Genomic DNA, 21,853 nt, shown 5'->3' on the forward strand with positions numbered 1-21,853 from the left:
GCTCACTGCTTTCTTAAGGCTCCCCTACTGGCAGGAACCGGGTGCTTACGGGCAGGATCGGCCCATGACGACCTCCGGCCGCCTGCCCTACCCGATCGCACTGACCGGTGACGGCATCCAGCTGCGCGAGTGGCGGGACGAGGACCTCGAAGAACTGGTGCACCTGCTCGACGAACCCGACATCGCCCGCTGGACACCGATGCCGTCACCGTTCGACCCCGAAGCCGGCGTCGCCTACCTGAAACGCGCACGCCAGAGCCGCGCCAACGGCCAGCGCATCCAGCTCGCCATCACGGCCTTCGGCGACAAACCGGTCGGCGAAGTCCTCCTCTTCGGCGTCGACGCCGGCCTCCGCGAAGCCGAACTCGGCTACCTCGTCGGCGCCTCCTACCGCCGCCGCGGCTTCGCGTCGACCTCACTCTCACTACTTTCCGGGTACGCCCGCAGCACACTCGGCCTCAGCCGCCTCCTGTTGCGCATCGACCCGGCCAACGTGGCAAGTTGTGCCGTGGCACGCCGCTGCGGCTACCAGCTGACCGGCGAGCCACCCATCCTGCAAGAAGGCCCGTACGGCTCCAGCAGCCTCGACACCTGGGAACTCGTGTCCGCCGGCGGGGGAACGCGGCTCGAGCGGCTGAGAAATGTCGCAGCTCGGCGGTACGGTCGACGCGGGTGAAAGGTGGTTCCCATGGACGTGGACCGCAAGCAGGTCATGGCCTATCGCGTCGCCGCCCTCGGGCTGGCCGCGCGCGGTAAGAGCCGGCCGGGCGACCTGGATGTCCTCGACCTGGGCGTGCAGGAATACACGCCGGGATCGGTGCAGGTGGCGTTGGCCGCCCGCACCGACGCTGACCTCAGCGACGACCGGCTCCTGATGGTCTGGGCTGCCCGCGGTGCGCCGCATTTGCATCGCCGTCGTGACCTCAAGACGCTGGTGCAGCAGCTGTGGCCGTTCAGCGACGCCGATGCGACCGCGCGCATCACCAGCAACCAGATCCGCGAAGGTATGAAGCTCGGCATCAAAGCCTTCGAAGCCACCGCTGCGGCGTTCCGCGAAGTCGTCACGACGTCGATGCCGCGGGGCGAGGCGAGCACAAAGGTCAGTGCCCTGGTGCCGCGCGAGCTGACGTACGACTGCAAATCCTGCGAGGCCCGCCACATCGCCGGAAACGTCTGGCAGCACTCAGGTCTGGCGGGCGGTGTCGAAGTTGAATCGCGGGGCAAGGACGCGACGCTCGGGCCGATCAAGAACGCCCCGCCGATGCCTGGGCACAACTCCGGGATCGACGCGCTCATCACGACTTATCTGCGGATGCTGGGGCCGGCTACCCCGGTCGAGGTGGCCAAATACTTCGGCAGTTCCGCGGCTGAGATCAAGAAGGTCTGGCCTTCGGGGCTGGCGGAGGTCAAGATCGACGGTCGTAGGAGCTGGCTGCCCGAGTCGGCGGTTGCTTCGCTGGCTTCGGCTTCACCTGCGGTCGGGGTTCGGCTGCTGCCGGCGATGGATGCTCTGCTGCAGGCCCGCGATCGGGATCTGCTGGTGCCGGACAGGGGGCAGCAGAAAGAAATCTGGAAGCTGCTGGGTAATCCGGGTGTGGTGCTGCTCGACGGTGAGATTGCTGGTGTTTGGCGGGCCAAGATTGCCGGCAAGAAGCGGGTCGATCTGACTGTTACGCCGTTTGGGTCGTTGACCGCCAAGGCGCGCAAGTCCGTCGAGGCCGAGGCGGCTGCGGTTGCTCGCGCTCGTGGGGTCCCCGACGCCACCGTGACTTTCGCCTAGACGGTGGGGCGCGCGCATTCCCGCGTCATGCGCTCCCGCACCACCGCCTCCGGGCCACCGCCTCCGGGCCACGGCCTCCGGGCCACGGCCTCCGGGCCACCGCCTCCGGGCCACCGCCTCCCGGATCACCGCCTCCCGGACAGCCGCCTCCCGGACCACAGCCTCCGGACCACAGCCTCCGGACCACAGCTCCCGGACCACAGCTCCCGGACCACAGCTCCCGGGCCACCGCCTCCCGGATCACCGCCTCCCGGACAGCCGCCTCCCGGACCACAGCCTCCGGACCACAGCTCCCGGACCACAGCTCCCGGGCCACAGCTCCCGGATCACCGCCTCCCGGACAGCCGCCTCCCGGACCACAGCCTCCGGACCACAGCCTCCGGACCACAGCTCCCGGGCCACCGCCTCCCGGACCACAGCTCCCGGACCACAGCTCCCGGACCACCGCCCCGTACCCGACCGCACCAACGCCCCACACCCGACCGCACCACCGCCCCCCACCCGACCGCCCCACAACCCTGTGCCCCGGTGGTCGGTGTTGGCTTGGGCGGTTGCGGTGGACGGTTGGGGGCCGGGGGTGACCAAGACGGCTGTGGGGCGTTTTATGCCGTTCTTGGTCACCCCCGGCCCCCAACCTTGCATGGCCGTCGGTTTTGGTGGCGGATGGTTACTCGCAGCTGGATTCGCGGTTCTGCTTCGCGGTCCCCTGCGGTTTGGTTTGGCCTTTGTTGTGGTCCTGGTGGGGGATTTTGGCGGGCAGGCCTGGGTGTGGGTGGTGGGTCAGGCGGCGTACCTCGCCGGTTGCGGTTCTGGTTGTGCCGGCTCTCGGCACTCCGCGTCGGACGGTTTGGGGTGAGCTTCAGCGTCGGTCAGCTCAGCGGATCGCCAGACCCTTTGCAGCGCGTGCCAGTCGTGTGGGAGTCGGCGAACTGCGGCTGTGAGGACGCCTGTCGGTTGCGTCGTCGCTGGTGGGCTGGGTCCGGGTGGCGGGCTTCCAGTGGAGCCTCGGATCAGTTGCTGGGTGTCAGGTGTGCGATGAGGATTGCTCCTGGAGAGCTTCCGTCTGGATCGAGGACCATTTGTGCGTTGAGCGTGAAACCGGCGTTGCGGAGCCAGGCGGACATTTGCTCGGGCTGACGGCGATGGACGTAGACCTTCATCGGATGGCCGCCGTAGCCCTCGGTCTTCAGCCGGGACTCGTTGCCGACGTGGAAGCCGATCAACACTGGTCCGCCAGGTCGCAGCACGCGCCGGAAATGATTCAGGGCTGTGGGGATTGCGTCGTCCGGGATGTGGATCAGCGACCAGAAAGCGAGCAGAGCAGCGACCGATCCGTCGGCAAGGTGGAGATCCGTCATCGAGCCCACCTCGAACCGTAAGCCGGGGTGATCCTGGCGGGCGATGTCGACCATCGTGGGCGACAGGTCTACGCCGAAGGCCTCGACACCGAGGTTGTGGAGATGGGCGGTGACATGTCCGGGGCCGCAGCCGAGATCGGCCACCGGCCCGCCGCCGGCGGCGTGGACCAGGTCTGCGAACAGCGCGAGCGCAGCACGCAGATATGGCTCCCTGGCCAGCGCATCGCGGACGAAGTCGGCGTAACTGCCGGCGACGGTGTCGTATGACGTCCGGGTGTCGACAAGCCAGCCGTCTGTGCTTTCGCCTGGCCCTGAAGTGTTGCCGCCTTCGAGCACCGCAATCTTCCCCCATCGCCACCGAAGGGTGATTCGATCTCCGGCCGCGCACGGTATCAGCGTGCGCAGATGACACCGGACAACGCACGAGGTCCCAGCCCGGGAGGCGTGGCGGGTCCGCCGAATCGACTGCCTGCCGCACCACCCGGCGGTGCGCCCCGTACCGCTCCGGCAGGCCACGCCCCGCCGGTAGTCGCGGCGAATCGCCTCGGACGCTCCACACGCGACCGGGACCTCCGACGGCTTCCTGCTACGGAGAGTCGATACTCCCCGCTCCAAGCGCGGTGGGGCTCAATCAAGCCGCCACAAATCAGCCGGGGTTGGGTGGTGGGGTCAGCGGTTGGTGGCTTGGGCTTTTAGGGACTGTAGGGCTTCTTTGTTGTGGTGGGTGCCGGCGCGGATTACGGCGCTGATTGTGTGGAGGTTTGCTGCTTTGGTGGTGGGGTCGGCGTCCAGGAGGACGAGGTTGGCTTCTTTGCCGGCGGAGACGGTTCCGGCGGTCTTTTCGCGGTTGAGGAAGCGGGCCGGGTCGGTGGTGGCGGTTTGAAGGATGCGGAGTGGGGTCAGGCCGGATTCGGCCAGTAGGTCGAATTCGTCGTGGAGGGAGGCGCCGGCGATTACCCAGGCTGCGCCGACCGCGTCTGTGCCGGCGAGCAGGGGTGCGCCTTCTTCGGCGAGGATCTTCACCATTCGTTTTTGCAGGTCGAATTGTTCGGTGAAGGTGGCGCGCTGGGCTTCGGTGAACTTTTGGTGGAAGGACTCGGCGGCTCGGGTCCAGGCCTTGCGTTCCTTGGTGGTGGCGTAGCGCAGGTTCGGGTCGGCGGCGAATGTGGGGTTGTCGCAGAGTTGCTGGGCCTTGATGCGGATCAGGGTGGGGCAGTTCCAGGTGTCGTTGTCGGCGAACTGGCGGGCCAGGGTGCGGGCTTTGTCCTCGTCGAAGGTGTCGATTGTTTCGCGGACGGCGGCGAGGGTGGCGGGGGTCGTGAGCTGGGACGGGTTGATCACGATGCGCTGGAGGAGTTTGCCGGCGATGCGGTCGGCGAAGGGAATTTTGAAGGGTGGGGCCGGGATCGGGTTGCCTGAGCTTGCCGCGCGCAGGTGGTCCTCGTGGCAGGAGCAGCCGGCGAGGACGCCCAGTTGGGGGCCGACGTGTTCGATCGAGCGGAAGCCTGCGCGGGAGGCCGCCCGGACGTCGATGCCGGCCGGGAGGTGGCCGACGACCGGGATGCCCAGGCGGTCGGCTTCGGCCTGGACGGCGTAGTAGACGTCGGGTGTGATCAGGGCGGCCTTGATGAAGTCCGCGCCGGCTCGGGCCTGGCGTTGCACCTCGGCCACCGCCGTCGCCGGTTTGCCCGCGTTGATGGGTGTGAGGACCGGGCCGGGGGTGGCCAGCAGGGCCGGTGTCCGGTCGGTGGTGTCGGGGCGGTGGCGGAGCAGGTCGGGGGTGCCGCTCATCTGGCGGAAGCCGGTGATGCCGAAGGCGAGCATCAGGCCCAGCTCGGGTGCCGGGTCGGCGAGGTTGAGCGGGTGGGCGTGCATGTCGACGAAGCCGGGCACGACAAAACGATCCTGGCCGTCGATGGCGTCCGGGTGGGGGCCGGCCGTTGTGCCGATCTTGGTGATGCGGCCGTCGGCGAAGTGGATGTCCTGGTGGGCGGTGGTCGTGCCGTCCCGTGGATCGACCACGGTGACGTTGGTGAGGCGATCCATCGGGGCTCCCCGGCTGAGTTAGTGAACAGATCTGTTCCCTAACACCGTAGCAGCCATGATGAACCCATGAACCGTCGTCGAGGGGCCGCGCTGACCGAGGCGATCTATCTCGCCACGCTGGGGGAGCTGGCCCGGTCCGGGTTTGCGCAGTTGTCGTTCGACAAGGTCGCGACCGCGGCGGGCACCGGCAAGGCGGCCCTCTACCGGCGGTGGTCCAGCCCGGACCAGCTGGTGATGGCCGCGCTGACCGATCCCGCTACCGGCTTCGGGCAACCCTTGGCCCCACCCGGTACGGGGTCACTGCGCGCTGATCTCCTCGCGCTGTTGTCGCAGTTCGTGCGGGAGCTGGCCGAGCCGCGCGGGCAGGCGCTGCGGTCGCTGGTGGCCTACCGGGGGCAGCATCCGGAGCTGTTCGAGCAGGTGTGGAGTTCGGTGATCCGGCCGGCTCAGGAGGTGCTGCTCGCGGTGCTGGGTGAGGCGGCGGCGCGGGGTGAGGCCGATCCGGCCCGGGTCACCGAGCGGATGGCCTCGATCGGGCCCCGGCTGTTACTGGTGGAGGCGTGGCGATCCGACTCCCTCGCTGACGACGAGGTGGCCGGAGTGATCGACGAGGTCCTGCTTCCGTTGCTGGCTTCCTGAGTCACCAGGGTGGGGGTAGCAGCCCTGGTCCGGGTGAAGGCCGGCCTGGACGGCAGCGGTAGGCGAGCGCGGCCACGATGACCGTGCCCCAGACGCCCGCTATCGCGGCGGCGCCCCACCAGCCGAGGAGGGCCAGGGTCAGGGCGGCTGCCCAGACGACACAGCCGGCCAGTACGAGTGAGATCGGCACGCGGCGGCGGGTGGGCAGATCGCCGCGCATCCGTGCACAGAAGTCCGGGTCCTCGCGGCGGAGCTGACGTTCCAGCTGCGCCAGTCTGCGGTTGTCTTCCTTGCTGAGCATGTCGCCACCTCCGGCGGGCCCGGACAGAAAGGCACATCGACCGGAACTCGATGCATCGTTCCGGTCGATGCCATTGTTACCCGCGCGTCACCAAATTCATACTCTTCAGCGGATGGTGTTCATGCCTGTTTCGTGCGCGTGGTGGTGCGGAAGACCCAGCTGCGCATGAGCAGGAAACGGACGCCGGTGGCGACCAGGTTGGCGAGGACCAGGACCGCCAGCTCCACGATGGTCGGTGGGGTGCTCGCCAGGTGCAGCAGGGCCAGTGAGCCGCTGGTCAGCCCCAGTCCGATGGCAAAGACGACCAGCCCCTGGGCCTGATGACGCCACGCGCCGCCGTTTCCGCGTACCCGGAAAGTGAGCCTTCGGTTGGCCGCGGTGTTCGCGACGGCGGTGACGAGCAGGGCGACGAGGTTGGCCGCCTGCGGGCCGGCGCCGGTGCGCAGCAGGGCATAGAGGAGCAGGTAAGCCAGCGTGCTCGCCACACCGACCGCCGCGAAGCGCAGCAGCTGACCGGTCAGACCGGCTGGAACGCCCGCCACGGGCAGCGGGTTGCGGCCGAGCTGCTCACGCAGCGCGGCCACGGGCAGCCGACCGCTGCCCAGCGCCCGGGTGAGGCGGGCGATGCCGCGCAGGTCGGCCAACGCGGTCGCCACGATGTCGACGCGGCTGTCGGGGTCGTCGACCCAGTCGACCGGCACCTCGTGGATGCGCAGCCCGGCCCGCTCGGCCAGCACCAGCATCTCCGTGTCGAAGAACCAGCCGGTGTCCTCGACCAGCGGCAGCAGCCGCTCGGCCACCTCCGCCCGGATCGCCTTGAAGCCGCACTGGGCGTCGGAGAAGCGCGCCGAGAGTGTCCCACGCAGGATCAGGTTGTAGGTGCGGGAGATGACCTCCCGCTTGACGCCGCGCACGACCCGCGAGCCGCGGGCCAGCCGGGAGCCGATCGCCAGATCCGAGTGGCCCGAGATCAGCGGCGCCACGAGCGGCAGCAGCGCGCCGAGGTCCGTCGAAAGATCCACATCCATGTACGCGAGGACAGCAGCATCCGAGTGTGTCCACACGTGCTTGAGCGCCCGCCCGCGACCCTTCTCCGGCAGCCGCACCGACGTCACGTCCGGCAGCACCTCGGCGAGCCGCGCGGCCACGTCCGGCGTGGAGTCGGTGCTGGCGTTGTCCGCGATGGTGATCCGGAACCGGTACGGGAACTCGGCCCGCAGGTGGTCGTGCAGCCGGCGCACACATGGTTCGAGGTCGATCTCCTCGTTGTGGACCGGTACGACCACGTCGAGCACCGGAGCGAGGACCCGTACCTGCTCGGAAGTGTGCGAAGGCAGCGTCGAAAGGCTCATGGCACCACGGTCGGCTTCGTGGCTTTGCCCGGAATATGGCGAAGCTGTGGGCGACCTATGAGTTCGGTTCTGTAGTGGCGCGCCGCGCAGGCGGCCCCCTGATGCGGGGACCGCCTGCGACTGGTCGAGCGGGTGGATCACTGCGTGGCGGTCAGGTCGTAGAGCGTCACACCGTCCACGGTCTGCGCGGTGAAGTTCGCGGTGACCCACTCGGAGATCTGCGAGCTGTAGTTGCTGCCGCTCGAGCCGGTGCCACCCCGGCCGCCGCCGAAACCGCCGCCGCTGCCGATGAAGTAGTGGATCTCTCCGTCGGCGACGTACTGCTGGAATTGCGCGAGGGTGGGTGAGGGGTCGCTGCCGTTGAAGCCGCCGATCGCCATGACCGGGTCACCGGTGGCGAGCTGGTATCCCGAGGCGCTCTGCGAACCGACGGCCGCGGCCACCCAGGTGTACTGGTCGGCGTTCTTGTCCAGCACGGACTTCATCTCGTCGCTGACGGTCGCGGCGTTGAGCAGGCCGCCCATGCCACCGCCGCCACGCATCCCGCCGCCTTGCGCTGTGCCGCCCGGGGCCGTTCCGGTGGTTCCGCCCGGCGGGGTGCCGCCCTGGGTGCCGCCCGGGAAACCGCCGCCGGGGAAAGCGCCGCCTGGGAAACCGCCGCCGGGGAAGCCGCCGCGCTGGCCGCGACCGCCGCCACCGCCGCCGGGGCCGCCGCGTCCGCCGAAGCCGCCGCCGCCCTGGACCTCAGGTCCGGCCGTGGGGATGGATCCGGTGTGCGGCTCGGATGCCGTCTGCACCGCGTAGGCGGCTGGCCCGGCCAGCACCGCCACCAGCGCCAGCCCGGCGGTGGCCAGCGCGATCCGCGCCGGCAGTTGCAGTGCGGCCACCATCCCGAGCGCGGCCAAGATGCCGCCGGCCAGTACGACCCAGCGCAGCCAGGGCAGGAAGTCGGGGCTGAGACCCAGGAGGTGGAACGACCACCAAGCGCTCACCGCGACCGCCGTCGCCAGCGTTGCCGCCGCGAAGACGTTGCGCCGGTGACGCCACAGCAGCGTCGCGCCCATGCCGACCACCGCGCCGATCGCCGGGGCCAGCGCCACGGTGTAGTACGCGTGGAAGATGCCCTGCATGAGGCTGAACACCAGCGCCGTACCGATCAGCCAGGTGCCCCAGAGGATCAGCCCCGCGCGCAGCCGGTCGGTGCGCGCGGCCCGGAAGGTCAGGACCAGCCCGCCCACCAGCACGATCAGCGCCGCGGGCAGCAGCCAGGACACCTGACCGCCCTGCGAACTGTCGAACATCCGCAGCAGACCGGTCTCACCCCAGCCGCCGCCACCGCCCCCGCCGACACTGCCGGTCTCGTTGCCGCTGAGCCGGCCCAGACCGTTGTAGCCGAGGGTCAGCTCGAGCAGGCTGTTGTTCTGCGACCCGCCGATGTACGGGCGCATCGACGCCGGCACCAGCTCGACGATCGTGATGTACCACCCGGCCGAGACGACCACCGCCAGCCCGGAGAGCAGCAGTTGCGCGATGCGCTTGCCGAGCTTCGGCGGGCCGGCGAAGAGGTACGCCAGCGCGTACGCCGGGACGACCAGCAGCGCCTGCAGCATCTTGGTCAGGAAGCCGAAGCCGACAAACACACCGGCCAGGACCAGCCACTTGGTCGAGCCGTTCTCGATGGCCCGCACGGTCGCGTACGCGCCGGCGACCATCAGCAGCACCAGCAGCGCGTCCGGGTTGTTGAAGCGGAACATCAGCACCGCGACCGGGGTCAGGGCCGAGACGGCGCCCGCGATCAGGCCGGCGGCCGGGCCGTACCAGCGGCGGACCGTGGTGAAGAGCAGTCCGGCCGTCGCCACACCCATCAGGGCCTGCGGGACGAGGATGCTCCACGCGTTGACGCCGAAGATGCGGGCCGAGAGCGCCATGACCCACAGCGAGCCCGGTGTCTTGTCGACGGTGATCGAGTTGGCGGCGTCCGACGAGCCGAAGAAGAAGGCCTTCCAGCTCTCGGAGCCGGCCTGCACCGCCGCCGAGTAGAACGCGTTACCCCAGCCGGACGCGCCGAGACCCCAGAGGTAGAGGACGCCGGTGAGGATCAGCAGCGCGAGCAGCGACGGGCGTACCCAGGGGGCATCGTCCTCACGGCCGCGCAGGAACGCGGACCGGCGGGACCGGGGACGGGCTGCGGGTGGCGGCTCGGCCGGCGACACCATCGGCGGTACGGGCAACGTCGAGGTCATCGAGGGTCCTTAAAGCAGGCGGAAGCACTGACACCGTCACTGTCTTCCGCCTGCCTGTCGGACCCTTATGCCCTTCCTGTGCGCCCCCTGTGACTACCGATCAGGCGGTGCGGCGCTTCGCCGAGGCGATGGCGAGCCGGTCGAGCACACCCACGGTCGGCTCCCAGCCCATGCACGCGTCGGTGACGCTCTGGCCGTACGCGAGCTCGCCACCGAGGTCTTGGCGTCCGGGGATCAGGAAGCTCTCCAGCATCACGCCCTTGATGCCCTGCTGGCCGGCCTCGAGCTGACCCGCGACGTCGTCGGCGACGATCGGCTGGCGCAGGTGGTCCTTGTTGCTGTTGCCGTGGGAGCAGTCCACGACGACCCGCTCGGGCAGCCCGGCCCCCTTGAGCAGCGCGAGTGCGGCGTTGACGTCGGCGGCGCTGTAGTTCGGGCCCTTGCCGCCGCGCAGCACCAGGTGGCAGTCGGGGTTTCCGGTGGTGTGCATGATCGCCGGGGTGCCGGAGACGTCGATGCCGGGGAAGACGTGCTGCGCCGCCGCGGCGTTGATCGCGTCGATGGCGGTGGCGATGCTGCCGTCGGGGCGGTTCTTCATGCCGATCGGCATCGACAGGCCCGACGCGAGCTGCCGGTGCACCTGCGACTCGACCGTCCGTGCGCCGATCGCACCCCAGGCCACGGTGTCGGCGATGTACTGCGGGGTGATCGGGTCGAGGAACTCCACGCCGACCGGCAGCCCGCGGCCGAGCACCTCGAGCAGCAGCGCCCGCGCGACCCGCAGGCCCTTGCCGACGTCACCGGTGCCGTCCAGCCCGGGGTCGTTGATCAGGCCCTTCCAGCCGACCGTGGACCGCGGCTTCTCGAAGTAGACCCGCATGACGATCAGCAGGTCGTCGGAGAGCCGGGCGGCCTCGACCTTGAGCCGGTCGGCGTACTCGGTGGCGGCGACGGGGTCGTGCACCGAGCACGGGCCGACCACCACGAGCAGTCGGGGATCTCGGCCGTCGAGCACGGCTTCGACCTGCCGGCGGCTGTCCAGCACGGTCGCGGACAACTCGTGGGTCAGCGGCAGCTCGTGATGGAGCAGCGCGGGGCTCATCAGCGGCACGACGGATTCGATGCGCTGGTCGCTGACCCGCTGCACCTCGGGGATGGTCACGGCTGTCTTCTCCTCCGCCGGTGCCCGGGGGCCGGCGGCCCCGGGCAGTTGAGCCGGCTGTTTTTTGCAAACGAAAAGGCAGCGACGATTGTCGCTGCCTCGGCCGGCCCTACGGGGGTGTCTCAGGTCATGGGATCATGGCCGAGGCACCGGCAGGCGCCGGCCTCGTAAACCACTGATACCAGAAGGACACGCGGTGAGCTTAGCCCATCTCGACGACCGGGTGTCCGTCAGCCGGGGTATGGGCACGTGCAACTTGCTGTGCTGCCATTGAACGCATGAACAACGCGAGCGCGCCGTACCTCCTGGAGGGCCTGGCCGGGCTGTCCCCGGCCCAGCGACGGCAGGCCGTGGCGACGGTCGTGTTCCGCGTCTGGGAGACACCGGCCGTCCTGCTGGGTGAGATTCCGCCGACGCAGGCGCTGACTGCGATCGCGGCCATAGCTGCCGGCCTGCCGGGCGCCGCCGGTCTGCCCTGGGTGGACGACCGTCTGCTCGCCGCGGCCTGCCCGAACGTGACGAGTGAGCTGGCCGGCCGCGCGCTGAGCGCCCTGGACGTGATCGTCGGCCGGGACAGCGCGTCCGTGCCGCTCGAGCTGCACGTCACGGACGGCGAGGCGGCCGGCGCCCTGCTGAACGATCTCCGGGACGTGCTGATGGACGGCCTGCGCCTGGGTGGCCGCTGACTACCGCGTCACGAACTCGGGCTGCTTCGCCACCGAGGCCGTCATCGGCAGCCGGACGATGAACTCCGTACGGCCCGGCGCACTGTGCATCGACACCGTCCCGCCGTGCGCGGTCACGACCGCGTGCACGATCGACAGGCCCAGTCCGGTGCTGCCGGCCGCCCGCGAGCGTGAACTGTCACCGCGCGCGAACCGCTCGAAGATGTGCGGCTGCAACTCCTCCGGGATGCCCGGGCCCTCGTCCGTCACGCTCAGCAGCGCGGTATTGCCGTCCTGGCCGACCCCGACCGTGACGGTGGTGCCCTCCGGCGTGTGCGTCCGCGCGTTGGCCAGCAGGTTGGCCAGCACCTGGTGCAGCCGCTGCCCGTCGCCGGTGATGGTCACCGGCTCTTCCGGCAGGTCGAGCTGCCAGTCGTGCCGCGGCCCGGCCGCGTGGGCGTCACTGACCGCGTCCACGACCAGCATGGTCAGGTCCACCGGGTCGTGGGCCAGCGGCCGCCCGGCATCCAGCCGGGCCAGCAGCAACAGATCCTCGACCAGCGCGGTCATCCGTGTCGCTTCCGATTCGACCCGCCGCAGAACATGGCCGATCTCCTCCGGTACGGGCTGACGACTGCGCCGGCTCAGCTCCGCGTACCCCCGGATCGCCGCCAGTGGTGTGCGCAACTCGTGGCTGGCGTCGGCGACGAATTGGCGTACCTGGGTCTCGCTGGCGTGACGGGCCTCCAGGGCGTTGCCGACGTGGTCGAGCATGCGGTTGAGCGCCGCCCCGACCGCGCCGACCTCCGTACGCGGGTCGGTGTCCGCCGCCGGGACCCGCTGGGCGAGGTCGACCTTGCCGCGGTCCAGCTCCAGCTCGGAGACCTTGGTCGCGGTGGCCGCGACCCGGGACAGCGGCTGCAGGGTACGGCGGATGATCACGGCGCCCGCCCACCCGGCGATGAGGAGGGCCGCCAGCACGGCGCCGCCGGTGACCAGCGCGACCTGCAGCAGCGTGGCCTGGGTGGAGGCCAGTGGGATCGCGGTGACGCTGACTCCGCCGGTCGCGTTGATCGACGAGACGATGCGGTAGTCGCCGAGGTCGCCACCGAGGTCGAGGTCGCGCGGCCGATTGTCGGGGACCTCCGCCGCCAGCTGGGCCACGGTCGAGCCGGGCAGATCGCTGAAGCCCAGATCGGTGTATCCCTCGGAGCTCTGGGACAGGCGGACGATGCCGCCGTCGCCGAGCACCTGACCGGCGGTGTCGAGGCGCAGCACGATCCAGCCCGTCTCGGATCCGGGCGGGGGACGGTCGCCGCGGTAGTAGCCACCACCGCCGTTGAGCGGTGGTGGACGGTTGCGGCCGTTGGTCTCGATCAGCTTCGCGTCGACCTGCTGGTAGAGCGTCCGGTGCAGATAGATCTCGGCGGCCGCCCCGACGACCAGGCCGAGCAGTACCAGCAGGCCGACCATGATCGCGACCAGGCGGGTGCGCAGCGGCCAGCCCGCCGGGTTCCAGCGGGCCGGGCGGCTGGCGGCAAGGTCAGTCGGCGGGCTTGAGGACATAACCGGCTCCGCGCATCGTGTGGATCATGGGGTTGCGGCCGGCGTCGATCTTCTTGCGCAGGTAGGAGATGTAGAGCTCCACCACGTTCGCCTGGCCGCCGAAGTCGTAGTTCCACACGCGGTCGAGGATCTGGCTCTTGCTCAGCACCCGGCGCGGGTTGCGCATCAGATAGCGCAGCAGCTCGAACTCCGTCGCGGTCAGCGTGACCAGGTCGCCGGAGCGGCGGACCTCGTGGCTGTCCTCGTCCAGGCTCAGGTCACCGACGATGAGCTGCGACTCCGTCCGCATCGGGGAGTGGCCCATCCGGCGCATCAGGCCGCGCAGCCGGGCCACGACCTCCTCCAGGCTGAACGGCTTGGTGACGTAGTCGTCGCCACCCGCGGTCAGGCCGGTGATGCGGTCCTCGACGGAGTCCTTGGCCGTCAGGAACAGCACGGGCACCTCGGGGGACTCGCCCCGCAGCCGGCGCAGGACCTCGAGGCCGTCGATGTCGGGCAGCATCATGTCGAGCACCACGGCGTCGGGCCGGAAGTCGCGGGCGGTCCGGACGGCGGTCAGCCCGTCACCGGCGCTGCGGACGTCCCAGCCTTCGTAACGCAGAGCCATCGAGAGGAGCTCGGCGAGGGTGGGCTCGTCGTCGACCACGAGGACCCGGACCGGGCCGCCGTCGGGCCGCCGGAGCTCCGTGCTGGTGTCTGCGTTCGCCATCGTCATGCCCCTACTGTCGTGGGTCACGCTTTGCGCCGGCTTTCCGCTTCCTGTGTAGCACCTGTGCGTTGTGCCCCACAGGAACGGCACGGTTTTCGCACAGCGTGCCGACACGCTCGGCAACCATCGTGATCGCCATGACGGACATGACGATCTCCCGCAGCAACGTCTCCTTCCGCGGCCCGGCCTGGCGCCGGCGGACCACCGGTGTGGTGCTGGCTGCGACGCTGGCGGTGGCGGCGGCCTTCGGGCCCGGTCACGTGCTCGCGACCCGCCTGGGCGCCGGTGAGCTGGTCGGCTTCTCCACGGTCAGTGCCGCGGACACGATCACGAGCAGCGACGTGCTGGCCGAGGTCCCGGCCGCCGGTCGCGGCCGCAGCGTGTCGGAATCGGACTAATACCTCGAAACTCCGCATAATGGCCCGCATTGTGCTGGCGTGGGTGAGCGGAGGAACCGGGTGCGATTGTGCCGTCTCGGAGGTGTCGTCGCGGCGCTCTTCCTGGTCCTGTTGTCGATGCCGGCGGCCGCGGAAGCACCGTACCCGCCCGGCATCAGCGCCGCGACGATCCGCACCGCGACCCTGGGCGCCGCCACGGTCGCGGCCGGAGGTGCCCACAGCTGCGCGGTCACCAGCCTCGGTGATCTCTACTGCTGGGGTGACGACTCCTCCGGCCAGCTGGGCGACGGACGTGAGCCGCACGGCTTCGGTACACCGGTACGCGCCCTGCGCGGAGCGGTCCAGGTCGACGCGGGCAAGGCGCACACCTGCGCGATCGACCTGCGCGGCGCGGCGTCCTGCTGGGGCGACGATTCCGCGGGTCAGCTCGGCGACGGCGCGGAGACGGACCAGGACTCCCCGGTCAAGGTCACGGGCCTGAGCGGCCGGACCCTGGTCGAGATCACCACGGGCGCCCGGCACTCCTGCGCCATCGACGACGAGGGCGCGGCCTGGTGCTGGGGTGACGGCTCGCGGGGACAGCTCGGGGCGCCGGGCGTCCGCGGCTCGAAGACCCCGGTCCGCGTCAGCACCGGCAGCGGGATGAGCGACCCCGTCGTGGACATCTCCGCCGGGCGGGACGCGACGTGCGCGACAACTGCGGGCGGGACGGCCTTCTGCTGGGGCTCCGACGCGTACGAGCAACTGGGCACCGCCGGGCACGGTGACCGCGACGAGCCGATGGCCGTCGCCGCGGACGGGCCGATGCGCGGCAAGATCCGCGAGGTCGGCGTCGGTGGCATGCAGGCGTGCGCGATCGACGCCGACGGCCTGGCCTTCTGCTGGGGAACCCACGCGCTCGGCTCCGGAACGGTGAAGCCCAAGGTCGAGCCGGTCGCCGTCGGCGTCACCGGAACGCTGAGCACCATCACGGCCGGCGGCGAGCACACCTGCGGTCTCGACGGTCGCGGCCAGGCGTTCTGCTGGGGCGAAGGCGCCGGGGGAGCGTCACGGCGGGCGGTGCCGGTCGGCGTCCGGACCGCCTCGGCCCTGCGCGACCTCGACGCCGGTGACGAGCACAGTTGTGCGTTCGACACCCGGGGTGTTGTGGTCTGCTGGGGTGCGGGCGCTGACGGTCAGCTCGGGACGGGTAGTACGTCTGCTGCCGCCGTACCGGTGGAAGTGAAGGGTCTGCCGCGGCCACCCGCCGCGCCGGAGGGTGTGCAGGTGCGGGCGCTCGACGGTGGCCTGCGGGTCTTCTGGCGGCCGCCGGCGGACATGGGCTCGGGGGAGTTCCTGTATTTCTGGGCGACGACCGCCGACTACGGCTCGACCTGCACGCTGGCTGTCGCCACCGCGGACGGCTGTGAGCTGGTGGATCTGGAGAACGGGCGGCAGTACGACGTCGCGGTGGTGGTCCGGACCCGCGACGGGATCACGGTGAGCGATCTGGTCACGGCCGCACCGGCCGCTGTTGCGCCGCTGCCCTCGGACACTCCGGAGCCGCGCCGGATGGCCGTGTCGGTGCTGCCCGGCGCCGGTGGTGGCCTGCCGGTCACGGGGCTGAGCCCGATCGCGCTGACCGCCATCGGCACGCTGTTGCTCGGTGGTGGACTCGCCGCGCTGCTGGTCAGGAAGCGGTAGCCGTCTCCAGCGCGGCGTCGCGGAACACGTCGGCGCCCTGCTTGAGCCGCTCGGTGTAGTACGGGCGGTTCCAGTTCGTCCAGGTCACGTGCCCGGTGGTCTGGTCCGTGCCGGTGGCCGACGCGGTCACCCCGATGCCCGGGCTGGCCTGCATCGTCAGCTTGCGGTCCACGGGCAGACCGACCATGTGCTTCGACGGGTCGGCAAAACCGAGCATCGCCCACGGCACCCGGACCATCAGACTGTCGCCGTCGCGCTCCCACAGGGCACGGCTGTCCACGGTGCTGCTGCCGTACCGGAGAAAGCCGGCGTTCTGCAGCTCGGCCGGGAGTTTTTCGCCGGTCGTCGGGACCGTCAGGTCGCGGTCCACGATCAGTTCGAAACGCTGCCAGCCGATCGGTGCGGGCCCGCGGGCGGCGACCGGCACGGTGACGTCCAGCGGCAGCGGGTCGAGCTGTTTGCGCAGGTAGGCCTGCCCGGTGCGGGCGGTGAGATCGAGGAAGAAGGCGGCGTCGGCGGCCCGGTTGGCGGAACCCGGTGCGGGCGGCCCGGTCAGCCCGGGCAAGACGTCAAAACCGAGCGTGAGCGTGCCCGGCGCCGGCGTGCCGAGGGCGATCCGCAGACGCACGAACGCCTCGTCGACGCGCGAGGTGATGCGCCGGACAGGCCAGCCGTCCTCGTCGTCCAGCAGATATTGCGTCGCAGCGTCCGGCGAACCGGCCGCGTCCATGGCGATCAGGCCGAAGTGCTGCTCGTTGGTGAGCGGGTCGTGCCAGAGCTGGCGGCGCTCGGGATCCTGGTGCTCGATGGTGTTCCAGGTGAACTTGAACCACTCGTCGACCCAGCCGAAGAGAAAAGCGCCCGCGAGACCCTGCTCCTTGATCAGCCGCAGCAGCTCGGCGTCGATCCGCATGGCCTCCTGCTCGCTGTGGTCACCCTGCGTACGCCCCAGCGGGCTGTTGTGCGCCGAACCGAGGGACGACGGCACGCCGAACTCGGTGATCATCGTGGGCATGGTCCGGTGGTGCCGCTTCAGGGCGGTGACGTAACCCGCGTACGGGTCGGGGCGTCCTGCGTACCGGAAGGTCTGGAGGGCGGGCTCGTGCCGCTGGAAGTCCGGGTAGTAGGGGTAGGCGTGGTAGCTGGCGAACGTTCCCGCCGGCCACGCCGCTGTCGGCTGCACGTGGTTGGCGTCGAGCTGGTACAGATCCTCCTGCTCGAGCGGCTCCTCGGGGTGACGCAGCGGGTCGGTGGTCGGCCAGTTGACAAAGGCGATCGGCTGGCTGAGCCCGTCGGCGGCCTCGGCGGTGGCGAGCTCGTCCATGCGGGCGGCCAGCCAGCGTTCGGTCGGCGACGCCTGCGGGGTGCTGCGGAAGAACTTCCCGCGCACGGCGGGCGCCGAGGCGTTGCGCTGGTCGGAGGCGGTGGCCGCGGACGGGTCGAGCTCGGCGCCGATGATCCAGCCGGCCAGCCACGATGTGACGTCCGTGCGCCAGGTGCCGCTCGCCCGTCCGCGCTGCGGCTCCCGGCTGAGACGGCCCCGCACGGCCTCGGCCGCGTCCAGCAGCTCGGTTCGGAACGCCTCGGTGACGGCCCGGTCGAAGAGGTTCCGCTTGGACTCGTCGGGCGGATAGACGCCCTGCATCAGATAGAGCGGCCGGTCGGGGTTCGCGCGGTTGTGGGCGGCGAGCTCGGTGTAGAAGGCGGGCGGATGGATGGTGTAGATCCGCACGACACGGATCCCCAGCCAGCTCATCGCCGCGAACCAGGTCCGGTACTGCGCGGCGCTGATCGACAACTCACCCGGCTGATATCCCGGGGTGGTGCTGCCGAGGTTGACACCCGGCAGGAACGTCACGTCCCCACCGGCCGTGTGCAGGGCGAACTCCTGCCCGGCCGCCGTGGCGACACTGCTCAGCCCGGCCGTCGATGCCGGGCTCGGCGCCCAGGACCGCCCGGCCGGCGGTGAACCGATTCCCGTCATCCCCGCGATGGCAAAGGCAGGGGACCGCAGCGCCGGCCGCGGCACGGCACCAGCAAGGAAGAGGCACATGGCGAGTGTCACGACACCGATCAGCAGCGCCTTGCCACGCCCGAAACGGGGACGCGGCGGAGCCTGGACCAGATGAAGCGGGAAGTCGCCCACCCCGGCATTCTGTGCCGCGAGGGTTGCGGATTACGGCGTTTTGTCGGGAAGCTGGGGGCAGCGGAACACTCGCCGTACGACCGATGTTGTGCCAGCGTTGGTTCAAGACGGCGGCGCGAGCGTGGGGAGCGGGTTCGTGGATCTTCTCGAGGAGTACCGCAGGGCCACCTTCATCTTCGAGTCCGGCGACCCGCTCGGTGCCGCCCGCCTCCTCGAGCCCATAGTCGAGGCCGAGCCGCACAACGCCGCCGTGCGGCAGCTGCTGGCCCGTGCCTACTTCAACTCCGCGCAGCTCAAGCGGGCCGAGGCGCAGCTGCGCCTGCTGGTCGAGCACGACCCGTCGGACCACTACGCCCACCACGTGCTGGGCCGCACGCTGGAACGCGCCGGTCGCTTCCGCGAGGCGCTGCCGCACCTGCGCCTGGCGGCGGCGATGAAAAAACAGGACGACTACCTCGACGCGGTCCGCCGCGCCGAGACGTGGCTGGGCAAGAACGAGGCCGTTTAGGATCACGAAGGTGAAGCTCAAGCTGGATCTGCACGACATCTTCAACAAGGGCACCGAGATCGACAAGGCGCTCCGCGGGATCATCGACGAGGCGATCCAGAAGAAGGCGACCCTGGTCGAGATCATCCCGGGGAAGGGGTCGGGCGCCCTGAAAAAGAAGGTGCTCCGCTTCCTGGACCAGAGGGAGATCAAACAGCTCTACCACCGCGTCGAAAAAGACGGCGACAACTGGGGGAGGCTGTTCATCCACTTCAAGTTCGAGTCGTCGCAAGGCAAGGGCAGACGCGGGCGTTAGGTCTCGCTACCCAAGATCAAGGTCAAGGTCTGGATCATGTCGTGCCTGGTTGCATGGTTCTGACCGTCGCTCCCGCCGATTGCCGGCTGCGTGCTTGGTAAAACCCTGGTCAGAACGTGTAGGTGTGGGCTACGGCCAGCATTTCTGAGCTGTGCGAGCCCGTTACGCCGACGTCGGACGGGCGTGGCTTGAAGCCCGGGAGGGCTGTGAGGCCGTCGCTGGCGTCCATGGCTCGGAGCTTGAGTGGGGTTGTGCCGGTCAAGGTGAGCGTGATTTCCACGCCGGTGGTGGGTGGGGCGTGGAAGATGAAGCCGAACCCCCAGGGGCCGCCCGCGGTTTTGTCCGTGGGGACCGGCTGACCTTCGACTGTTGCCGCGGTGACCTTCGTGTCGGCGCCTACGTGCAGAGTGGCCAGGCGGACCGGGCGTTGCGGTGTCAGGCGCAGGCGCACTGTACGCACGGCGCCCGCGGTGGTGTCGCTTTCCTTGGTCAGCTGTGGGGCCGGGAGGGTGGCTGCGGTGGCGGGGCCGGTGAGCAGCTTCTCGTCGCCGAACGCGGGCAGGGTGTCGGTCACGGTGGTGGGTGCGCCGGAGACGTACTGGGCGGTCCACTCGCGGGGTGAGGACTCGGCGCTCAGCCAGCGGGCCTGACCGGTGTCGGTGTCCAGGGCGTACATGAGCTGCGTCGGCGCCGGGTGGGCCGCGTCGAAACGGTCCACGACCAGGCCGACCACCGTGAAGACCACCACGGCCGTCGCCGCGGCGAAGGTCGGCAGCGCACCGAGCCGGCGGGCACGCAGGGCGACGAGTCCGCGTTGACCGCCCGCCTCCGGGTGCAGCAGGTCGACCACCGGCAGCAGCGCCAGGGCCAGCAGTGTGGCGATGAACGCCCCCGAGCCTGCCAGGTTCAGGCCCAGCGCCGGGAAGAACATGATCACCGTTGGGAGCAGCACCACCACCGCGATCGCCGCGCCGGCCGTCACGAGCAGCACCGGCCACCAGCCGCGGAGCAGGACGGCGGCGATGCCCGTGAGTGCACCGGCCAGCGCCGGCAACGACCCGAGGTAGGACCCGCCCGGTGCCAGAGCGGCCAGCGTCAGGCCCAGCACCGCCAGCCAGCCCAGGCCGCCGATCGCCAGCGCCGCCGGGCCCAGGCGGCGGCGCAGGAGCGCGTACCAGGCGAAGACGACCGTGGTGGTCAGCGCGAGGATCGCCAGGCGGTACCAGAGAGGGCGGTACGGGTCGATGAGCTGTTCGGCGTACCCGGGGCGGATGATTTTGAGCAGTGCCCAGAAAAGCTGGGCCAGCACCGGGACCACGATGATCGGCACGAGGGCCAGCCCGAAGCCGCCGGCCAGGCGCCCGCTCGTGGCGAGACCGCGGCGCCGGGCCAGCCAGCCGAGCGCCAGCACGGCGAGCAGCGCGACGGCGGCGAGCGGCCAGGTCAGCGAGCCCGGATAGACGGCCAGCCCGCCGGGGATCGGGAAGTACGTCGCGTCGCCGCCGGACTTCAGTGTCGGCAAGTCGCGATTGCCCAGCTCACGGGCCAGGGCCAGCGCGTTGTCGCCGTGGTGCTGCAGGCTGTCCCGGTTCATCGTCGCCGGGGTGTCCGTCGGCGCGTGATAGACCGCGGCACCGTCGATGTAGGCGGTGTTCAGCCCGGTGAAACCCTTCTCCCGGAACGCCGTGAAGTCCGTGTCGTTCGGCAGCAGGCGGTAGATCTCCACCGCGAACGAGGTGCCCACCGGCTTCGGCGCCGTCGCGTACGCCCCGATCAGGCCCGCGTTGTCCGCCGCGGTCTCGAACATGATCGCCGGGCCGGTGCTGCCGCGGGCCTCCAGGTTGAGCGCCACACCACCGTCGCGGGCCAGCGGGTGCTGGTCGACGAAGGCCTTCGCCCCGCACAGGCAGGCCTCCTCGGCGTCGGTCAGCACAAAGACGACGTCGTTCTTCAGGCGTGGGCCCTGGGCCAGCGCACGGGCCGTCTCCAGTACCGTCGCGGTGCCGGCGGCGTCGTCGTTGCCGCCCGGCCCGGTCTGCGCCGAGTCGTAGTGCGCCACCAGGAAGATCCGGCCCGTCGACGCCGTACCCGGCAGCAGGGCCACCACGTTGCGGACCTGCGCCAGGCCGGTGCCGCCCGCGCTGGACGACAGCTGCCCGCCCTGCACCGAGACGGTGTCCTGGACCTCCGGGTCGAGACCGGCGGCCCGCAGCGTCGCGAGCACGTGGTCGCGGACCGCCGAGTTGGCCGCGCTCCCGGCCACGTGCGGCTCGGTGGCGATCGCGCGGACCTGCTCGAACGCGCGACCGGCGCTGAAGTCCGAGGCCGGTACGCCCGCCGATCGGGCCGCGGGCGGGCGCACCGACTGCAGGGCGGCCACCGCGACCACCACGAGCAGCAGCACCGCGGCCAGGGCAGCCCAGGCCCGCCGGGCAGGACGTGTCAGGGCCCGCGACGCCGTATCCATCCGGAACAACCTCCCGATCATGGTGTGTCGACTGCCATCTAAGCGTCTGCGACCCGTGGCGGGTACCCCGGTGATCTTCGCGGCCGGTGGCATAACTTTGTCCGGTGACCGTCCCGCTCGACCCCCCAGCCGTCTTCGCCGAGTTCATCGAACGGGTCGCCTGTTACGACCCCACGCCCGAGAGCGGTCCCGTTGCGGTGCTCGGCCTGCGTACGGCCCTGGGGGAGGCGACGTTCCAGGTCAGCGATCATGTCGTGCGGGCGATGTGCCGGGCCCTGGAGGCGTACCGGGATCCGGAGGACCGGGGTGTCTGCATCTCCTGCCGGGGCCGCCGGCTGGACGAAAATCTGCACTGCCGCGACTGCGGGCGCCTGCACGGCATCCTCGGTGAGGTGATCGCCGAGCACGCCCGCCGAGTCGCCGCCGATCCCTCCTACGACCCGCCGGCGTGAGGCGCGCCTCCGGCACGGGTGGTCAGAGTTGTGCACCCGCAGCCCGTGGTGGACTATCAGCGGGTCACGCCCGAAGGAGTCGA

19 protein-coding genes are annotated in these 21,853 nt (G+C 70.4%); 9 read left to right on the forward strand and 10 right to left on the reverse strand.

Annotation, left to right across the window (positions count from 1 at the left end; genetic code table 11):
• The first annotated feature begins 64 nt into the window (after positions 1–64).
• Both AFR_RS03930 and AFR_RS03935 read left to right on the forward strand, forming a co-directional pair.
• Entirely contained in the window at positions 65–676 is a 612-nt protein-coding gene (locus AFR_RS03930; protein ID WP_023358012.1) for a GNAT family N-acetyltransferase, read from the forward strand.
• A gap of 12 nt (positions 677–688) precedes the next feature.
• The gene (locus AFR_RS03935; RefSeq protein ID WP_023358013.1) at positions 689–1,780 is read left to right on the forward strand and encodes a DNA glycosylase AlkZ-like family protein; all 1,092 of its coding nucleotides are present in this window, start codon (positions 689–691) and stop codon (positions 1,778–1,780) included.
• A 1,010-nt stretch (positions 1,781–2,790) separates the two neighbouring features.
• Here the strand turns inward: AFR_RS03935 and AFR_RS03940 are convergent.
• Positions 2,791–3,474, reverse strand: coding sequence for a class I SAM-dependent methyltransferase (locus AFR_RS03940; protein WP_023358014.1), 684 nt, complete (start codon positions 3,472–3,474; stop codon positions 2,791–2,793).
• 333 nt (positions 3,475–3,807) lie between these two features.
• Positions 3,808–5,184 carry an amidohydrolase family protein gene (locus tag AFR_RS03945; protein WP_023358015.1) on the reverse strand — a complete coding sequence of 459 codons (1,377 nt, stop codon included), beginning with the start codon at positions 5,182–5,184 and terminating at the stop codon, positions 3,808–3,810.
• Between the two features lie 66 nt (positions 5,185–5,250).
• On the opposite strand from AFR_RS03945, the gene AFR_RS03950 reads away from it, so the two are divergent.
• A complete protein-coding gene (locus AFR_RS03950; protein ID WP_023358016.1) occupies positions 5,251–5,823 on the forward strand; it encodes a TetR-like C-terminal domain-containing protein in 573 nt (190 codons plus the stop codon).
• A gap of 1 nt (position 5,824) precedes the next feature.
• Here AFR_RS03950 and AFR_RS03955 read toward each other — a convergent pair whose 3' ends face one another.
• From AFR_RS03955 to AFR_RS03970, 4 genes are all read right to left on the reverse strand, one after another.
• Positions 5,825–6,124: a DUF3040 domain-containing protein gene (locus tag AFR_RS03955; RefSeq protein WP_023358017.1), complete on the reverse strand. Its 300-nt coding sequence runs from the start codon at positions 6,122–6,124 to the stop codon at positions 5,825–5,827.
• 119 nt (positions 6,125–6,243) lie between these two features.
• The gene (locus tag AFR_RS03960) at positions 6,244–7,476 is read right to left on the reverse strand and encodes a bifunctional glycosyltransferase family 2/GtrA family protein (RefSeq protein WP_023358018.1); all 1,233 of its coding nucleotides are present in this window, start codon (positions 7,474–7,476) and stop codon (positions 6,244–6,246) included.
• A gap of 137 nt (positions 7,477–7,613) precedes the next feature.
• Positions 7,614–9,719, reverse strand: a complete 2,106-nt coding sequence (locus AFR_RS03965; RefSeq protein WP_023358019.1) for an ArnT family glycosyltransferase — start codon at positions 9,717–9,719, stop codon at positions 7,614–7,616.
• A gap of 100 nt (positions 9,720–9,819) precedes the next feature.
• Positions 9,820–10,821 (reverse strand): 3-deoxy-7-phosphoheptulonate synthase, encoded by a 1,002-nt coding sequence (locus AFR_RS03970; protein ID WP_238547327.1) that lies wholly within the window; start codon positions 10,819–10,821, stop codon positions 9,820–9,822.
• Positions 10,822–11,159: 338 nt separating this feature from the next.
• Here AFR_RS03970 and AFR_RS03975 point away from each other — a divergent pair, with 338 nt between their 5' ends.
• Positions 11,160–11,567: a hypothetical protein gene (locus AFR_RS03975; RefSeq protein ID WP_023358021.1), complete on the forward strand. Its 408-nt coding sequence runs from the start codon at positions 11,160–11,162 to the stop codon at positions 11,565–11,567.
• Here the strand turns inward: AFR_RS03975 and AFR_RS03980 are convergent, their stop codons facing one another.
• Both AFR_RS03980 and AFR_RS03985 read right to left on the reverse strand, forming a co-directional pair.
• The gene (locus tag AFR_RS03980) at positions 11,568–13,112 is read right to left on the reverse strand and encodes a sensor histidine kinase (protein ID WP_023358022.1); all 1,545 of its coding nucleotides are present in this window, start codon (positions 13,110–13,112) and stop codon (positions 11,568–11,570) included.
• Positions 13,090–13,827: a response regulator transcription factor gene (locus AFR_RS03985; RefSeq protein WP_041840589.1), complete on the reverse strand. Its 738-nt coding sequence runs from the start codon at positions 13,825–13,827 to the stop codon at positions 13,090–13,092. The genes AFR_RS03980 and AFR_RS03985 overlap by 23 nt, the downstream gene beginning before the upstream one ends.
• Positions 13,828–13,958: 131 nt before the next feature.
• Here AFR_RS03985 and AFR_RS03990 point away from each other — a divergent pair, with 131 nt between their 5' ends.
• Both AFR_RS03990 and AFR_RS03995 read left to right on the forward strand, forming a co-directional pair.
• On the forward strand, positions 13,959–14,219 hold the full coding sequence (locus AFR_RS03990) for a hypothetical protein (RefSeq protein ID WP_148307866.1): 261 nt from the start codon (positions 13,959–13,961) through the stop codon (positions 14,217–14,219).
• Positions 14,220–14,258: 39 nt separating this feature from the next.
• Positions 14,259–15,902: a hypothetical protein gene (locus tag AFR_RS03995; protein WP_148307867.1), complete on the forward strand. Its 1,644-nt coding sequence runs from the start codon at positions 14,259–14,261 to the stop codon at positions 15,900–15,902.
• Here the strand turns inward: AFR_RS03995 and AFR_RS04000 are convergent.
• Positions 15,889–18,048, reverse strand: coding sequence for a hypothetical protein (locus tag AFR_RS04000; protein WP_023358026.1), 2,160 nt, complete (start codon positions 18,046–18,048; stop codon positions 15,889–15,891). The two genes, AFR_RS03995 and AFR_RS04000, sit on opposite strands and share 14 nt — an antisense overlap.
• 136 nt (positions 18,049–18,184) lie before the next feature.
• Between AFR_RS04000 and AFR_RS04005 the strand changes: the two genes are divergently transcribed.
• Complete coding sequence (locus AFR_RS04005) at positions 18,185–18,556, forward strand: tetratricopeptide repeat protein (protein WP_023358027.1); 372 nt, start codon at positions 18,185–18,187, stop codon at positions 18,554–18,556.
• 10 nt (positions 18,557–18,566) lie between these two features.
• Positions 18,567–18,851 carry a Smr/MutS family protein gene (locus tag AFR_RS04010; protein WP_023358028.1) on the forward strand — a complete coding sequence of 95 codons (285 nt, stop codon included), beginning with the start codon at positions 18,567–18,569 and terminating at the stop codon, positions 18,849–18,851.
• Positions 18,852–18,960: 109 nt separating this feature from the next.
• On the opposite strand, the gene AFR_RS04015 is transcribed toward AFR_RS04010, so the two are convergent.
• Entirely contained in the window at positions 18,961–21,318 is a 2,358-nt protein-coding gene (locus tag AFR_RS04015) for a M28 family peptidase (protein WP_023358029.1), read from the reverse strand.
• A gap of 104 nt (positions 21,319–21,422) precedes the next feature.
• Here AFR_RS04015 and AFR_RS04020 point away from each other — a divergent pair, with 104 nt between their 5' ends.
• Positions 21,423–21,770, forward strand: a complete 348-nt coding sequence (locus AFR_RS04020) for a hypothetical protein (protein ID WP_023358030.1) — start codon at positions 21,423–21,425, stop codon at positions 21,768–21,770.
• Positions 21,771–21,853 lie beyond the last annotated feature (83 nt).

The sequence above is a fragment of the Amorphoplanes friuliensis DSM 7358 genome, assembly GCF_000494755.1.
GTDB classification, from domain to species: domain Bacteria; phylum Actinomycetota; class Actinomycetes; order Mycobacteriales; family Micromonosporaceae; genus Actinoplanes; species Actinoplanes friuliensis.

Excerpts from the sequence above, each read along its gene's own strand:
- AFR_RS03930 (WP_023358012.1), top strand. The coding sequence starts at position 65 with ATGACGACCTCCGGCCGCCTGCCCTACCCGATCGCACTGACCGGTGAC.
- AFR_RS03935 (WP_023358013.1), top strand. The coding sequence starts at position 689 with ATGGACGTGGACCGCAAGCAGGTCATGGCCTATCGCGTCGCCGCCCTC.
- AFR_RS03945 (WP_023358015.1), bottom strand. The coding sequence starts at position 5,184 with ATGGATCGCCTCACCAACGTCACCGTGGTCGATCCACGGGACGGCACG.
- AFR_RS03950 (WP_023358016.1), top strand. The coding sequence starts at position 5,251 with ATGAACCGTCGTCGAGGGGCCGCGCTGACCGAGGCGATCTATCTCGCC.
- AFR_RS03955 (WP_023358017.1), bottom strand. The coding sequence starts at position 6,124 with ATGCTCAGCAAGGAAGACAACCGCAGACTGGCGCAGCTGGAACGTCAG.
- AFR_RS03960 (WP_023358018.1), bottom strand. The coding sequence starts at position 7,476 with ATGAGCCTTTCGACGCTGCCTTCGCACACTTCCGAGCAGGTACGGGTC.
- AFR_RS03965 (WP_023358019.1), bottom strand. The coding sequence starts at position 9,719 with ATGACCTCGACGTTGCCCGTACCGCCGATGGTGTCGCCGGCCGAGCCG.
- AFR_RS03970 (WP_238547327.1), bottom strand. The coding sequence starts at position 10,821 with ATGAGCCCCGCGCTGCTCCATCACGAGCTGCCGCTGACCCACGAGTTG.
- AFR_RS03975 (WP_023358021.1), top strand. The coding sequence starts at position 11,160 with ATGAACAACGCGAGCGCGCCGTACCTCCTGGAGGGCCTGGCCGGGCTG.
- AFR_RS03980 (WP_023358022.1), bottom strand. The coding sequence starts at position 13,112 with ATGTCCTCAAGCCCGCCGACTGACCTTGCCGCCAGCCGCCCGGCCCGC.
- AFR_RS03985 (WP_041840589.1), bottom strand. The coding sequence starts at position 13,827 with ATGACGATGGCGAACGCAGACACCAGCACGGAGCTCCGGCGGCCCGAC.
- AFR_RS03990 (WP_148307866.1), top strand. The coding sequence starts at position 13,959 with ATGACGGACATGACGATCTCCCGCAGCAACGTCTCCTTCCGCGGCCCG.
- AFR_RS04015 (WP_023358029.1), bottom strand. The coding sequence starts at position 21,318 with ATGGATACGGCGTCGCGGGCCCTGACACGTCCTGCCCGGCGGGCCTGG.